The following is a 14,383-nucleotide window of genomic DNA, read 5'->3' on the forward strand; positions in this document are numbered from 1 at the left end:
GTCCCGGGGCCGGATCGAACCGGTGGACCCGCGCGCGCCTGCGCGGGATCGAACAGACAAGGATTTCGTTTCATGCGTGAGGTGTTCCAGCAGGAGCTGCGCGAGGTGCAGGACCGACTCGTGGAAACCGCCCAACTCGTCGCCGACTCCATCGAGAAAGCCACCCGCGCCTTCAACAGCTCGGACGTGAGCCTCGCCGAGGAGGTGATCGCCGACGACGACCGCATCGACCAGCTGACGGTCTCACTCGATGAGCTGGCGATCACGATCCTCGCGCGCCAGCAACCGGTCGCCCGCGACCTGCGGATCGTCGTGAGCGCGCTGCGCATCAGCGCTTCGCTGGAGCGCATGGGCGACATGTCGACCCACATCTCGCAGTTGGCCCGCTACCGCTTCCCCGACAAGGTGGTGCCGAAATCACTGCGGCCGACGTTCGCCGAGATGGGCTCGCTCGACGTCGAGATCGCACGGAAGCTCGTCGAACTCCTGCGCACCGAGGACGTCGAGCTCGCCGAGGAGATCCGCAACGAGGACGACAAGATCGACGCCCTGCACCTCTCGGTGTTCGACAAGGTGCTCGGCGAGACGTGGAAGGGCCAGGCTGTCGACACGGTCGACGCGACGCTCGCGAGCCGGTACCACGAGCGGTTCGCCGACCACGCCGTGTCGATCGCCAAGAAGGTGCAGTACCTCGCGACCGGCGACTGGGACCCCGAGAAGTCGGCGCTCTGACGCCAGGCGCTGACGCAGGTGCTCTGACACCGGGCGCACCCGACAGACGGGAAGGGCGAGGGATGCGACATCCCCCGCCCTTCCTCGTCGGTGCCTGCGGTTACTTCTTTCCCTGCGCCGCGACGGCGGCCGCACCGGCTGCGGCGGCCTCGGGGTCGAGGTACTCGCCGGGCTTCGTCGGCATGAAGTCGTCGCCGAGCTCGTAGACCAACGGGATGCCCGTGGGGATGTTCAGCTCGGCGATGTCGGCGTCGCTGATGCCGTCGAGGTGCTTCACGAGCGCGCGCAGCGAGTTGCCGTGCGCCGCGACGAGCACGGTCTTGCCGGCGGCGAGGTCGGCGGTGATGTCGTGCTCCCAGTACGGGAGCATGCGCGCGATGACGTCCTTCAGGCACTCGGTGCGCGGCATCTCGTCGTCGGAGAGGTTCGCGTAGCGCGGGTCGCCGACCTGCGACCACTGGCTGTCGTCGTCGATGGGCGGCGGGGGCGTGTCGAAGGAGCGGCGCCAGAGCATGAACTGCTCCTGGCCGTACTTCTCGAGGGTCTCGGCCTTGTCGAGTCCCTGCAGCGCGCCGTAGTGGCGTTCGTTGAGTCGCCAGGAACGGCGCACGTCGATCCAGAGGCGATCGGCGACCTCGAGGGCGATCTCGGCCGTCTGGATGGCGCGGGTGAGCACCGAGGTGTGCAGCACGTCGGGCAGCACGCCGCGTTCGACGAGGAGCTCGCCCGCGCGCCGGGCTTCGGTGCGACCGAGCTCGCTGAGCCGCACGTCCACCCAGCCGGTGAACAGGTTCTTCTGGTTCCAATCGCTCTGGCCATGGCGCAGCAGCACGAGGGTGTGTGGCATGCCGACCAGCCTAGCCCGGGCGGACTTCCAGCTTCGTCCTGGCCCTCATCCGCGCGTTCACGTGCTGCGCCCGTACGACGAGGCCGAGTGGGCGGAGGCGTGCGACGTCACTTGCGGACGCCGAGCCGCGGCAACCGCGGCACGTCCACCGCCGCGCCCGCACTGGCCGGCACGATCTCGACCTGCGCCGCCGCGACGTCGGTGCCGTGGCTCTCCACGATGAGCTCGAGCTCTGGCGGAACCTGCCGCTTGACGATCGCGAGGGCGACCGGCCCGAGCTCATGGTGCATGGCGCTCGACGTGATGTGGCCGACGACCTTGCGTTCGGGCGCCTCCCCCGCCGCCGGTTCGGGCCGCACCTTCTCGCCGACGACCGCATCGCCCGGCGCGGGCAGCACGGTATCGCTGCCGTCGAGGTGGAGCAGCACCAGCCGACGCGGCGGGCGGCCGAGGTTCAGCACCTTCGCGACCGTCTCCTGACCCTTGTAGCAGCCCTTGCCGAGGTCGACGGCGCTGCGCAACCAGTCGAGCTCGTGCGGGATCGACTTCTCGTCGACCTCGGTCGCGAGGCGCGGACGCCACGCGGCGATGCGGAGCGCCTCGGCCGCGAGCGAGCCGGCCACCGCGACACGACCGTCGCGCACGGCTGCTGCGGCATCGGTCAGCGCCGACCGCGGCACGATGCGCTCGATCCAGTGCCACGCGGATGCCGGGTGGCCGGCGTCGGGGGCGTAGCGATGCGCCGTCGGGGCGGGCGACGACCACGGGTCGAGCCAGTCGAGCCCGACGCCGTTCGAGGAGAACGCAGGCGCTGCGGCATCCAGCGCGTCGGTCGACATGGCGCCGAGCACGGCGACATCGGCGGAGCGGTCGGCCACCTCGACGCGCAGCATGAACCGCATGCGGTCGAGCCACGTCGCGAGCGGGGCGGCATCCGACCCCTCGACGATGAGCCACGCCGACTCGCCGTCGTCGACGACGTGCACGACGTGCTCGATGCGACCGGATGCATCGAGGAAGAGCGCCTCGGCCGAATCGCCCGGAGCGAGCCGATCGAGCACCTGGCTCGCCATCGAGTGCAGCCACGTGAGCCGGTCTGGCCCCGTCACGGTGAGGACGCCGCGGCTGGAGCAGTCGACGATCGCCTCGCCCCGCTCGAGCCGACGCTGCTCGACGATCGGGTTGCCGTAGTGGCCGGCGACGCCCTCGTCGACCCCCTCGGCGGCGACGGCGCCGTCGAGGGCGAGGAATGGGGTGGGGGTCATCAGTCGACCTTCGCGAGTCGGGCGGACGCGTGGGTCCGCAGGTCCTGGCCGAGGGCGGCGATGTCCCAAGCCCAGAGCAGGTGCCCGTCGACGAGCCCGTAGAGCCGGGTCGCGGCGGCGTAGTCCTTGGCGCCGGCCGTGCGCATCACCGCATCGGTGCCGAGGTCGATGCGGGGGCCCTTGACCTGTCCGAGGTAGAGCTCGGCGACCCCGCCGGGATGCACGAGCGACACCTCGAGATCGAACCCGCCGTCGGCGTTGCGCAACGTCTCGACCGAATCGGCGTCGCGATAGCGCGACTCCCCCACCGCGGGAAGCAGCGCCGGACCGGCGTCGCCCTCACCGAGGGGGCGCTCGAGGCGCCAGTAGCCCGTCTCGGTCGCGAGCGGGCTGGGGTCGCCGCCGGGTTGCTCGGGGAACAACCACGTGTACGACGTGTAGTTGAGGTGCGGCATCCCGTCGTGGCTGAAGCTCACGCGCTGGCCGAACTCATGGGTGATCGCCTCGCTGCCCACCTTGTAGTCGATCACGCCCGACCCCTCCCAGACCCCGATGAGCCAGGAGAGCGGAACGAGCTCGGCCGGAAGATCGACGGGCAGCTCGATCATGCGATTAGCGCTGCCCCCGGAACAGCTTGTAGACGACGACGCCACTGACCCAGGCGATCGCGAGGCTCGCGAGTCCGAGCAGGCCGATGAAGAGGAGTTCGAGGGCGAGCAGCTGCGACATGCTCCCGATTCTACCCGTCAGGCGGAGGCGACCGGCACCACGGCGAGCGCCGCCAGCACCACCACGAGTGCCGCCCCGGCGATGCTCGTGCTCGCGCGCGTGACGAACCCGCTCGGGCGGCGGGTGGCGAGCTGCACGGCGAGCGAGGCGACCACGGATGTGGCGAACACGATGCCGAGCGCACCGTAGACCCCCAGCCGCGACGAGTCACCGAACCAGTTCGTCGTACCCGAGTACGCGAGCGCGAGGACCGTCACCGCGCCGACGATCGCGATCACCCAGATGAGCAGGATGCCCGGCCATCCGCCTCGCGTCTCCGAACCCGCCTGCATCGTCTGACTCTCTGTTTCGCGTCGCAACCGCCGATGTCCGGCGTCACGTAGTATTGACCGCACCTTACTACTGGAGGCCAGTGACTGCGGAGGGAGTACTGCCGTGGCGCAGCTGCTGATCCTGTCGCCGGCAGCCAACGAAGACGTTCTCCCGGCTCTGTCGCTCCTGTCTCACCGAACGCGGGTCATCCCCGCTTCGCCTGAGCAGCTGGTCAGGGCGCCCGAATCCGATCTCGTCTTCCTCGATGCGCGCACCAACCTCGCCGCGGCGAAGGCGCTGTCGCAGATCCTGCGCACCACCGGCATCTCGGTGCCGCTCATCCTCGTCGTCACCGAGGGCGGCCTCACCGCGGTCACGCCCGACTGGGGCATCGACGATGTGGTGCTCGAGCATGCCGGCCCCGCCGAGCTCGATGCCCGCATCCGCCTCGCCATCGGCCGGGCCCAGACGACGCAGCCCAGCGAGCGGATCCAGACCTCCGGTGTCGTCATCGACGAGGCGAGCTATTCCGCGAAGGTGCACGGCCGCACGCTCGACCTGACGTATAAGGAATTCGAGCTGCTCCGATTCCTCGCTGCACACCCCTCGCGGGTCTTCACCCGCGAGCAGCTGCTGAGCGAGGTCTGGGGCTACGACTACTTCGGCGGCACGCGAACGGTCGACGTGCACGTGCGGCGACTGCGAGCGAAGCTCGGCGACCTCGACAGCCTCATCGGCACCGTGCGGAATGTGGGATACCGCTTCAACGTGCACGAGGAAGACGATGAGGGAGCCCCCATCACCGCACGTTGACCCGGTGCCCACCTGCCCTGACTGACGCCAATGGCATGATGAGGGGATGACCGACAGCGTCCTCGACGAAGACCGCACGTCGAGTGATTTCGACGACGACTTCGAGCCCTTCGACATCGAAGGCGCGCCCGAGCTGCTCGCCGAACGCTACCTCGACCGCGAGCTCGGCTGGCTGGCGTTCAACCAGCGCGTGCTCGAACTCGCCGAGGACCCGCGCATCCCGGTGCTCGAGCGTGCGAACTTCCTCGCGATCTTCGCCTCGAACCTCGACGAGTTCTTCATGGTGCGCGTCGCCGGCCTCAAGCGCCGGATCGCCACCGGCCTCGCCGTTCCGACGAACGTCGGACGGTCGCCGGTCGACGTCCTGACCGACATCGCGAGGAAGGCCGGGGAGCTGCAGCAGCGGCACGCCGCCGCATACCAGGACCTCGTGAAGCCCGCACTCGCCGACGGCGGCATCCGCATCGTCGCGTGGCACGAGCTCGGTGAGACCGAGGTCGGGCACCTGCGCGGGTACTTCTCGAGCCAGATCTTCCCGGTGCTGATGCCGCTCGCCGTCGACCCGGCGCATCCGTTCCCCTACATCTCGGGCCTCTCGCTCAACCTGTCGGTGCGGGTGCGCAACAGCCGCACCGGACGGCAGGAGTTCGCCCGCGTGAAGGTGCCGCAGATGCTGCCGCGCTTCGTGCGCGTCGACCCGACGGAATCGATCGAGGACGCCCGCTACGTCGCACTCGAGGAGCTCATCGCCAACCACCTCGGCGACCTCTTCCCCGGCATGGAGATCCTCGAGCACCACGTGTTCCGGGTCACCCGCAACGAGGACGTCGAGATCGAGGAGGACGAGACCGAGAGCCTCATCCAGGCCCTCGAGAAGGAGCTGCTCCGGCGCCGGTTCGGTCCGCCGATCCGACTCGAGATCACCGCCGACATGGACGACGTGACGCTCGGGCTGCTGTCGCGCGAACTCGACCTCCCCGAGGAGAGCATCGTGCGCCTGCCCGCCCCGCTCGACCTCGGCGGGCTCTTCGACCTGGCCCGACTCGACCGGCCCGAACTGCACTATCCCACGCACGTGCCGACGACGAGCGTCCTGCTCCAGCCCTCCGAGCCGAACATGCGGCCCGACGTCTTCGCGGCCATCTCCCGCAAGGACGTGCTGCTGCACCACCCCTACGAATCCTTCGCCACGAGCGTGCAGGCGTTCCTCGAGCAGGCCGCGGCAGACCCCGACGTCCTCGCCATCAAGCAGACCCTGTACCGCACCTCGGGCGACTCGCCCATCGTGGAGGCGTTGATCGACGCGGCCGAGTCGGGCAAGCAGGTGCTCGCGCTCGTCGAGATCAAGGCCCGGTTCGACGAGGCCGCGAACATCACGTGGGCGCGCAAGCTCGAGAAGGCGGGCGTGCACGTCGTCTACGGCCTCGTCGGGTTGAAGACGCACTGCAAGCTCGCGCTCGTCATCCGTCAGGAGAAGGGCGTGCTGCGGCACTACAGCCACATCGGCACGGGCAACTACAACCCGAAGACGAGCCGCATCTACGAGGACCTCGGCCTCCTCACCGCCGACGACCAGGTCGGCAAGGACCTCACCCGACTCTTCAACGAGCTCTCGGGGTACGCCATCGAGAAGAAGTTCAAGCGACTCCTCGTGGCACCATTGCACCTTCGGAAGGGTCTGCTCAAGCTCATCGCCGCCGAGACGCGCAACGCCGAGGCCGGCAAGCCCAGCGGCATCCGGATCAAGGTGAACTCGATCGTCGACGAGGCGATCATCGACGCGCTCTACCGCGCCTCGAACGCGGGTGTGCCGGTCGACGTGTGGGTTCGCGGCATCTGCAGCCTGCGGCCGGGCATCCCGGGACTGAGCGAGAACATCCGGGTTCGTTCGATCCTCGGGCGGTACCTCGAGCACTCGCGGGTCTTCTCGTTCCTGAACGACGGCGAGCCGCAGGTCTACATCGGGTCGGCGGACATGATGCACCGCAACCTCGACCGGCGCGTCGAGGCCCTCGTCCGACTCACCGACGCCGACCACCTCGCCGAGATCGACGCACTCTTCGATCTCGCCATGGACGAGACCACGAGTTCGTGGTGGCTCGACGGCGACGGCGAGTGGACCCGCTCCTCGACCGATGCCGAGGGCCGGCCGCTCGTCGACATCCAGAACCTCCAGATGCACCAGATCGGCCAGCGGACCCGTTCGGGGAAGCGGCGGTGACCACGGCGGTCTACGCGGCCGGCGCCGTGTGCTGGCGCGTCATCGACGGCAGGGTGCACGTGCTCGTCATCCACCGAACGGTGTACGGCGACGTCACGATCCCCAAGGGCAAGGTCGAGCCGGGCGAGTCGCTGCCGCGCACCGCCGTGCGCGAGATCGCCGAGGAGACCGGGCTCGAGGTCGCGCTCGGCGTGCCCCTCGGCATCTCCCGGTACCCGCTCCCCAGCGGACGGGAGAAGATCGTGCACTACTGGGCGGCCGAGGTGAGCGAACGCGCCGTGCAGCGCTCGACGTTCAAGCCGAACGCCGAGGTGGCGGCCCTCGAGTGGGTCACGATCAAGCGCGCGCGCGGCTACCTCAGCTACCGGCCCGACGTCGAGATCCTCGAGAACTTCGCGAAGCTGGTCGAGCAGGGGGTCACGAGCACCTTCGCGATGATCCTGCTTCGACACGGCAAGGCCGTTGGGCGCGGCGGTTGGAAGGGTCCGGATGCCGCGCGGCCGCTCGTCGACCGCGGCGTCGCCCAGGCTGCCGCACTCGTCGATACGCTCACGGCGTGGGCGCCGAAGCGGATCGTGTCGAGCCCGGCCGTTCGCTGCGTGACCACCGTCACGCCGCTCGCCGCCGCGACGGGGATTCCGATCAAGCGCGCCGACGGCATCAGCCAGGACGCCTGGGAGGCGGGCACCGCCGAGGTGCGGCGAGTGATCGGCAAGCGGGTTCGCGCTGGCAGGAGCGCCGTCATGTGCGCCCACGGGCCGGTGCTGCCCGAGATGGTCCGCGAGATCGCGCTCGCCACGGCCACGCCGCTCGGTTCCTACGTGACGGATGCCGCGGAGCTCGAAGCCGGCGCGTTCAGCGTCGTGCACCTCTCGGCCACGAACTCGGGCTCGGGCATCATCGCGATCGAGACGCACGCCCCTCGCGCCTGACCTGCGCCTGCCGCGGATTCGCGCGCGCATCCGCATTGGTCCGCAGTCGTTCACCTTCCGTTTACCGTCGTGGCGGAAGCTCGTAAGGCGAGCGACTTAGCGTCGCAGGCGGGTCGGCACCGGCCCACCCCTGCAATTCGAACCCCGGAAGGGAATTCACGTGAACCTCAAGCGTTTCGGCGTGCCCGCCGTCGTCGCCGTCACCGCGGCGCTCGCGCTCAGCTCCTGCGCCTCGAACGAAGGCACCGCCGCTCCTGAAGAGACGGCCTCGACGCTCTCGGGCGAGCTCGTCGGCAGCGGCTCGTCGGCTCAGGACGCGTCGCAGCAGGCGCTCATCGCCGCGTTCCAGACCGCGAATCCCGATGTCACGATCAACTACGACCCGACCGGATCCGGCGCAGGTCGCGAGACGTTCCTCGAGGGTGCGAGCGACTACGCGGGTTCCGACCGTGCGTTCAATGACGAGGAGATCGCGGCGGGCGGTTTCGCCAAGTGCGCGCCCGACAGCTCCATCATCCAGCTTCCGCTGTACATCTCGCCGATCGCCATCATCTTCAACCTTGAGGGCGTGGAGTCCCTCGACCTCGACCCCGCCACGATCGCGGGCATCTTCGCCGGCACGATCACGAACTGGAACGACCCGGCGATCGCTGCGACGAACGACGGCGTGGAGCTTCCCGACCTCGCCATCACTCCCGTCCACCGGTCGGATGACTCGGGCACGACCGAGAACTTCACGGACTACCTCTACGCCGCCGCGCCCGACGTGTGGACGTGGGAGGCCGACGGCGTGTGGCCCTTCGAGGGCGGCGAGGCCGCTCAGGGCACCTCGGGGGTCGTCGACGCCGTGACCAACGGCACCGGCACCATCGGGTACGCCGACGCGTCGCGCGCGGAGGGCCTCGGAACCGTGGCCGTCGGCGCGGGCAGCGAGTTCGTGCCCTTCTCGCCCGAGGCTGCAGCCGCGATCGTGGACGCGTCGCCGTTCGTCGAGGGCCGCCCCGACGGTGATCTGTCGCTCGAGCTCGACCGCACGCCCGACGGTGGCGCGTACCCGGTGGTGCTCGTGAGCTACCAGATCGCCTGCGCCGAGTATGCCGACGCCGAGAACGTCGAGCTCATCAAGGCCTACTTCGAGTTCATGGCCAGCGAGGACGGCCAGTCGGTCTCCGCCGAGGCCGCCGGCTCGGCGCCGATCTCCGACTCCCTGCGCGAGCAGGCGATGGCTGCGATCGACTCGATCAAGTAGTAGGTTCGTGCCCGACCCCGGCGCTTCACGCCTCGGGGTCGGGCACAGCCGCGTTTCACGATTCCCGCATCACAGAACCCGAGGATTTGCGCCGGATGAGCACCGCATCGACCGCCATCAAGGCGAAGCAGCGACCCGGCGATCGGGTCTTCTCCGGCTCGGCGGTGTTTGCCGGGTCCATGATCCTCGTCACGCTCGCCGCGGTCGCAGTGTTCCTCATCGTCCAGAGCCTCCCCGCCCTGGTCGCCACCAGCGATGAAGCCTCGATCCTCCCCACGAACTTCTGGGCTTACGTCGGCCCGCTCGTGTTCGGAACGGTGTGGGCGGCCGCCCTCGCCCTCATCATGGCGCTGCCTGTGTCGATCGGCATCGCCCTCTTCATCTCGCACTACGCGCCACGGCGCCTCGCCTCGGTGCTCGGCTATATCGTCGACCTGCTCGCCGCCGTTCCGTCGGTGGTCTTCGGCCTGTGGGGCATCGGCGTGCTCGCGCCCGCAGTGCTGCCGCTCTACTCCTGGCTCGTCGACAACCTCGGCTGGATCCCGCTGTTCGCCGGACCCGTCTCGGGCACCGGTCGCACCATCTTCACGGCGGCCATCGTGCTCGCCGTGATGGTGCTGCCCATCATGACGGCGATCAACCGCGAGGTCTTCCTGCAGACCCCCGTGTTGCACGAGGAGGCGGCGCTGGCCCTCGGCGCGACCCGCTGGGAGATGATCCGCACGGCGGTGCTGCCGTTCGGACGCTCGGGCATCATCTCCGCGTCGGTGCTCGGTCTCGGGCGCGCCCTCGGCGAGACCATGGCGGTGGCGATGGTGCTGTCCGCGACCGGCGCCGTCACCTTCGAACTCCTGACCTCGGTGAACCCGTCGACCATCGCCGCGAACATCGCGCTCAGCTTCCCCGAGGCATACGGCATGAACGTCAACGTGCTCATCGCGACGGGCCTCATCCTCTTCATCGTGACCTTCGCCGTCAACGCGTTCGCCCGGTGGATCGTCAGCCGTCGCAAGGAATTCTCGGGAGCCAACTGATGACCACGACGACGAACCCCGAGCCCGCCACGCGGGCGGCCTCCTCCCCCATCGCGAACACGTTCACCGCGGGGCGCCTCCCCGCGTACGCACCGTGGCTCGTCCTCGGTGCGGCGATCTTCGTCGCCGCGGCCGTGTTCGGCGTGCTCGCCCTCGCCGCCGGTTCGGGCTTCGACTGGGGCGGCGCGATCCTCGTCGGTGCGCTCCTGTACGCGCCGTCCATCTGGCTCTTCTCCATGCTGGTCGAGGGCCGGCGCCGAGCGATGGATCGCCTCGTCACCGCGCTCGTGACGGGCGCGTTCCTGCTCGCGATGATCCCGCTCATCTCGCTCACGATCACGGTCGTGACCTTCGGGCTCGCACGATTCGACGCCGAGTTCTTCACGTTCTCCATGCGGAACGTCACGGGCGAGGGCGGCGGCGCGCTGCACGCGATCGTCGGGACGCTCCTGATGACCGGCGCCGCGGCGATCATCTCGATTCCGATCGGGCTCATGACCTCGATCTATCTCGTCGAGTACGGACGCGGCCGGCTCGCGCGGGGCATCACCTTCCTCGTGGACGTCATGACGGGCATCCCCTCGATCGTCGCCGGACTCTTCGCCTACGCCGTCTTCTCGATCTTCCTCGGTCCGGGCACCCGCACCGGCATGGCCGGCGCCATCTCGCTGGCGGTGCTCATGATCCCAGTGGTCGTGCGATCGAGTGAGGAGATGCTGCGACTCGTGCCGAACGAGTTGCGCGAGGCGGCCTTCGCCCTCGGCGTGCCCAAATGGCTCACCATCGTGAAGGTCGTGCTGCCCACATCCATCGCGGGCATCACCACCGGCATCATGCTGTCGATCGCCCGCGTCATCGGCGAGACGGCACCGCTGCTCATCGCGGCCGGCTTCACCGCCAGCATGAACTACAACATCTTCGACGGCCGCATGCAGTCCCTCCCGGTATTCGTGTATACGCAGTACGCGAACCAGGGCAACCCGCCCGAGGCCTACCTCGACCGCGCGTGGGCCTCCGCCCTCACCCTCATCCTCATCGTCATGGCGTTGAACCTCATCGCCCGTCTCGTCGCCCGCTTCTTCGCCCCGAAGTTCGGCCGCTGATCTTCACGCAGTAAGGAAACCCGTGTCCAAGCGCATCGAAGTCCGTGACCTCAACGTCTATTACGGCAAGTTCAAGGCCGTCGAGGGCGTGACCCTCGAGATCGAACCCCGCAGCGTCACCGCGTTCATCGGCCCGTCGGGCTGCGGCAAGTCCACGTTCCTCCGCACCCTGAACCGCATGCACGAGGTCATCCCCGGCGCACGCGTCGAGGGCGAGGTGCTCATCGACGGCAACAACCTCTACGACGCCGACGTCGACCCGGTGCTCGTGCGCCGACAGGTGGGCATGGTGTTCCAGCGCCCGAACCCGTTCCCCACGATGTCGATCAAGGAGAACGTGCTGGCGGGCGTGAAGCTCAACAACCGGCGCATCTCGAAGTCGGACTCCGACGACCTGGTCGAGAAGTCGCTGCGCGGCGCGAACCTGTGGAACGAGGTGAAGGACCGACTCGACCGCCCCGGTTCGGGCCTGTCGGGCGGCCAGCAGCAGCGCCTCTGCATCGCCCGCGCCATCGCCGTCTCGCCCGAGGTGATCCTCATGGACGAGCCGTGCTCGGCCCTCGACCCGATCTCGACGCTGGCGATCGAGGACCTCATCGAGGAGCTGAAGCAGGAGTACACGATCGTCATCGTGACCCACAACATGCAGCAGGCCTCTCGCGTCTCCGACCGCACGGCCTTCTTCAACATCGCGGGCACCGGCAAGCCCGGGAAGCTCATCGAGTACGACGACACCACGACGATCTTCTCGAACCCCTCGGTGAAGGCGACGGAGGACTACGTCTCGGGGCGCTTCGGCTGATCGCGGGATCCCTGTTACCATCGAAGGCACGGTGACGACCCACCCCCGTCGACACCCTCCGCGATTTCCACCCTCAAGCGGTGAGCAGTCGGCTGCGCGGCGCATACGGCGCCCGGCCCACCACTCGGCGGTCCCCGTACGATGCGCATCTCCGTTCAGCGGCGGCGGCCCGACCCCACTCCGCCGCGGCGCGCCCGCGCGTGCGCCTGCTGATCGAAGGATCCGACATGACCGATCGCGCCAGCGACACCAGTCCCATCTCCCTCACCGATGCCGAGATCTTCGCCGCCCATGACGGCGGCAAGCTCGAGATCGCCCTTTCGTCGCCGCTCGACACCAAGCGCGACCTCTCCATCGCGTACACGCCCGGCGTCGCCCGGGTGAGCCGCATGATCCACTCGGCGCCCGAGACCGCGCAGCAGTACACCTGGGCGAGTCGCCTGGTCGCGGTCGTGAGCGACGGCAGCGCCGTGCTGGGCCTCGGCGACATCGGCGCGGCCGCGTCCCTGCCTGTGATGGAGGGCAAGGCGGCGCTCTTCCGCCGCTTCGGCGGCCTCAACTCGATCCCCCTCGTGATCGAGACGAACGACGTCGACGAGATCGTCGAGACGCTCGTGCGGCTGCGCTCGAGCTTCGGTGCGGTGAACCTCGAGGATGTCTCCGCCCCCCGCTGCTTCGAACTCGAGGCCAAGCTCATCGAGGCCCTCGACATGCCGGTCATGCACGACGACCAGCACGGCACCGCTGTGGTCGTGCTCGCCGCCCTCACGAATGCGGCGCGCCTCGTCGGTCGCGAACTCGACTCGCTCCGCGTCGTCATCGCGGGTGCGGGTGCGGCCGGCATCGCGGTCGCCGAGATCCTGCTGCAGGTCGGCATCTCCGACGTCGTGATCCTGGACTCGCGCGGCATCGTGACCACCGCCCGCGAGGACCTCACCGGGGTGAAGGCCGCATACGCCGAACGGACCAACCCGCGCGGCCTCGCCGGCGGCATCGGCGAGGCGCTCGACGGCGCGGACGTCTTCATCGGCGTCTCCTCGGGGACTGTGCCCGAGGCGGCGCTCGCGACCATGTCGAACGACGCCATCGTCTTCGCGCTCTCGAACCCCGACCCGGAGGTGCACCCCGAGGTGGCCTCGCGGTATGCCCGCATCGTCGCGACGGGCCGCAGCGACTTCCCGAACCAGATCAACAACGTGCTCGCCTTCCCCGGCATCTTCCGTGGGACGCTCGACGCGCACGCCACCCGCATCACCACGGAGATGAAGATCGCCGCGGCCCGCGCCATCGCCGAGATCGTCGGGGACGACCTCGCGACCGACCACATCGTGCCGAGCCCGCTCGACGAGCGTGTTGCGCCCGCCGTCGCCGCGGCGGTCATGGCCACGGTGTCCGAGCTCGCGCCCCGGCCGTAGGGTCAGTCCCGGGGGCTCAGCAGATAGCTGTTGAGCTCCCGGGTCTCGTCGGGGTCGTAGGGCAGGTCGCGGTCGTCGAGATGGGTGACGCCGACCGCGAGGCGGATGCTCGACACCAGCCACACGGCATCCGCCGTCTCGAGGTCGAGGACCGGGATGTCCCGGTACTCGGTCTGCCGACCGGTGCGCTCGAGGTGCTCGAACAGGCTCTGCTGCGTCGTGCCGTGCAGGATCGCACCGGATGGGGCCGGCGTCGACCACACGTCGCCGCGTCGGATGATGACGCTCGACGTCGGGCCCTCCATGACGAAGCCGTCGCTCGTGAGGAAGATGGCGTCTCCGGCGCCGCGCCGCCTGGCCTCCCGCAGAGCCGCCATGTTGACCGCATAGCTCAGCGTCTTCGCGCCGAGCAGCAGCCACGGCGCCCGCTCGGCCGTTCCGCGGGCGTACCCGCGGTCCAGGGTGACCGCACGCACGCCGCGCTCGCGCACGACGGCGAAGTCGGTGGCCGGCGCCACGTGCAGCCACGCCGTGGGAGCCGGTCCGTGCTCCACGCCACGACTCAACACGAGCTTCAGGGCGAACTCACCCGTGCCCGGCAGTGCCGCGACCGCCCGGGCGATCGCCGCCTCCCACTGGGGCAGGTTCGGCTCGGGCAGCTCGCAGATGCGGGCCGAGTTCCGGAGGCGCTCGAGATGCGGCTTCGTCTCCTGCGCGTGCCCGTCGACGACGCCGATGGTCTCGAAGATGCCGTCTCCCCGCTGCGTCGAGAGCTCTCCCACCCGGAGGGCGGGCATCGAGGCATCCACCTCACGGAACGTCGCGTCGAGCCGGCTGACGTCGGCGTCGGCGGGCAGCGGTTCGATCATGAGCGTGACGGAATCGGCCATGGTCCGATGCTACGCGGCGCGCGGTGACCGGGCGGTCGG

General features: G+C 69.3%; 14 protein-coding genes. 9 read left to right on the top strand and 5 right to left on the bottom strand.

Features of this window, described 5'->3' with window-relative positions:
* Positions 1-72: 72 nt before the first annotated feature.
* A complete protein-coding gene (gene phoU / locus AB0K73_RS08005) occupies positions 73-732 on the top strand; it encodes a phosphate signaling complex protein PhoU (protein ID WP_360516945.1) in 660 nt (219 codons plus the stop codon).
* A 100-nt stretch (positions 733-832) separates the two neighbouring features.
* Here phoU and AB0K73_RS08010 read toward each other — a convergent pair whose 3' ends face one another.
* From AB0K73_RS08010 to AB0K73_RS08025, 4 genes are all read right to left on the bottom strand, one after another.
* Positions 833-1,579: a phosphoglyceromutase gene (locus AB0K73_RS08010; RefSeq protein ID WP_360516942.1), complete on the bottom strand. Its 747-nt coding sequence runs from the start codon at positions 1,577-1,579 to the stop codon at positions 833-835.
* A 107-nt stretch (positions 1,580-1,686) separates the two neighbouring features.
* Positions 1,687-2,844 (bottom strand): folate-binding protein, encoded by a 1,158-nt coding sequence (locus tag AB0K73_RS08015; RefSeq protein ID WP_360516938.1) that lies wholly within the window; start codon positions 2,842-2,844, stop codon positions 1,687-1,689.
* Entirely contained in the window at positions 2,844-3,452 is a 609-nt protein-coding gene (locus AB0K73_RS08020) for an FABP family protein (RefSeq protein WP_360516935.1), read from the bottom strand. Before AB0K73_RS08020 ends, AB0K73_RS08015 begins: the two co-directional genes overlap by 1 nt.
* A gap of 138 nt (positions 3,453-3,590) precedes the next feature.
* Positions 3,591-3,905 (bottom strand): hypothetical protein, encoded by a 315-nt coding sequence (locus AB0K73_RS08025; RefSeq protein ID WP_360516932.1) that lies wholly within the window; start codon positions 3,903-3,905, stop codon positions 3,591-3,593.
* A 103-nt stretch (positions 3,906-4,008) separates the two neighbouring features.
* On the opposite strand from AB0K73_RS08025, the gene AB0K73_RS08030 reads away from it, so the two are divergent.
* The 8 genes from AB0K73_RS08030 (at position 4,009) to AB0K73_RS08065 (ending at position 13,454) form a co-directional block, all read left to right on the top strand.
* Positions 4,009-4,698: a response regulator transcription factor gene (locus tag AB0K73_RS08030; RefSeq protein ID WP_360516929.1), complete on the top strand. Its 690-nt coding sequence runs from the start codon at positions 4,009-4,011 to the stop codon at positions 4,696-4,698.
* A 46-nt stretch (positions 4,699-4,744) separates the two neighbouring features.
* Complete coding sequence (locus AB0K73_RS08035) at positions 4,745-6,919, top strand: RNA degradosome polyphosphate kinase (RefSeq protein ID WP_360516926.1); 2,175 nt, start codon at positions 4,745-4,747, stop codon at positions 6,917-6,919.
* Positions 6,916-7,851, top strand: coding sequence for an NUDIX hydrolase (locus tag AB0K73_RS08040; RefSeq protein WP_360516923.1), 936 nt, complete (start codon positions 6,916-6,918; stop codon positions 7,849-7,851). Before AB0K73_RS08035 ends, AB0K73_RS08040 begins: the two co-directional genes overlap by 4 nt.
* Positions 7,852-8,011: 160 nt before the next feature.
* On the top strand, positions 8,012-9,100 hold the full coding sequence (locus AB0K73_RS08045; protein ID WP_360516920.1) for a phosphate ABC transporter substrate-binding protein PstS: 1,089 nt from the start codon (positions 8,012-8,014) through the stop codon (positions 9,098-9,100).
* 95 nt (positions 9,101-9,195) lie between these two features.
* Positions 9,196-10,134 (top strand): phosphate ABC transporter permease subunit PstC, encoded by a 939-nt coding sequence (pstC, locus tag AB0K73_RS08050; protein WP_360516917.1) that lies wholly within the window; start codon positions 9,196-9,198, stop codon positions 10,132-10,134.
* A complete protein-coding gene (gene pstA, locus AB0K73_RS08055; RefSeq protein WP_360516914.1) occupies positions 10,134-11,237 on the top strand; it encodes a phosphate ABC transporter permease PstA in 1,104 nt (367 codons plus the stop codon). Before pstC ends, pstA begins: the two co-directional genes overlap by 1 nt.
* A gap of 22 nt (positions 11,238-11,259) precedes the next feature.
* Positions 11,260-12,039: a phosphate ABC transporter ATP-binding protein PstB gene (gene pstB, locus AB0K73_RS08060; RefSeq protein WP_360516911.1), complete on the top strand. Its 780-nt coding sequence runs from the start codon at positions 11,260-11,262 to the stop codon at positions 12,037-12,039.
* Positions 12,040-12,266: 227 nt separating this feature from the next.
* The gene (locus AB0K73_RS08065; protein ID WP_360516908.1) at positions 12,267-13,454 is read left to right on the top strand and encodes a malic enzyme-like NAD(P)-binding protein; all 1,188 of its coding nucleotides are present in this window, start codon (positions 12,267-12,269) and stop codon (positions 13,452-13,454) included.
* A gap of 2 nt (positions 13,455-13,456) precedes the next feature.
* Here the strand turns inward: AB0K73_RS08065 and AB0K73_RS08070 are convergent, their stop codons facing one another.
* The gene (locus AB0K73_RS08070) at positions 13,457-14,344 is read right to left on the bottom strand and encodes an aminodeoxychorismate lyase (protein ID WP_360516905.1); all 888 of its coding nucleotides are present in this window, start codon (positions 14,342-14,344) and stop codon (positions 13,457-13,459) included.
* Positions 14,345-14,383 lie beyond the last annotated feature (39 nt).

Origin of the sequence: Agromyces sp. NPDC052230, from assembly GCF_040679595.1 — a bacterium.
Taxonomy (GTDB): domain Bacteria; phylum Actinomycetota; class Actinomycetes; order Actinomycetales; family Microbacteriaceae; genus Agromyces.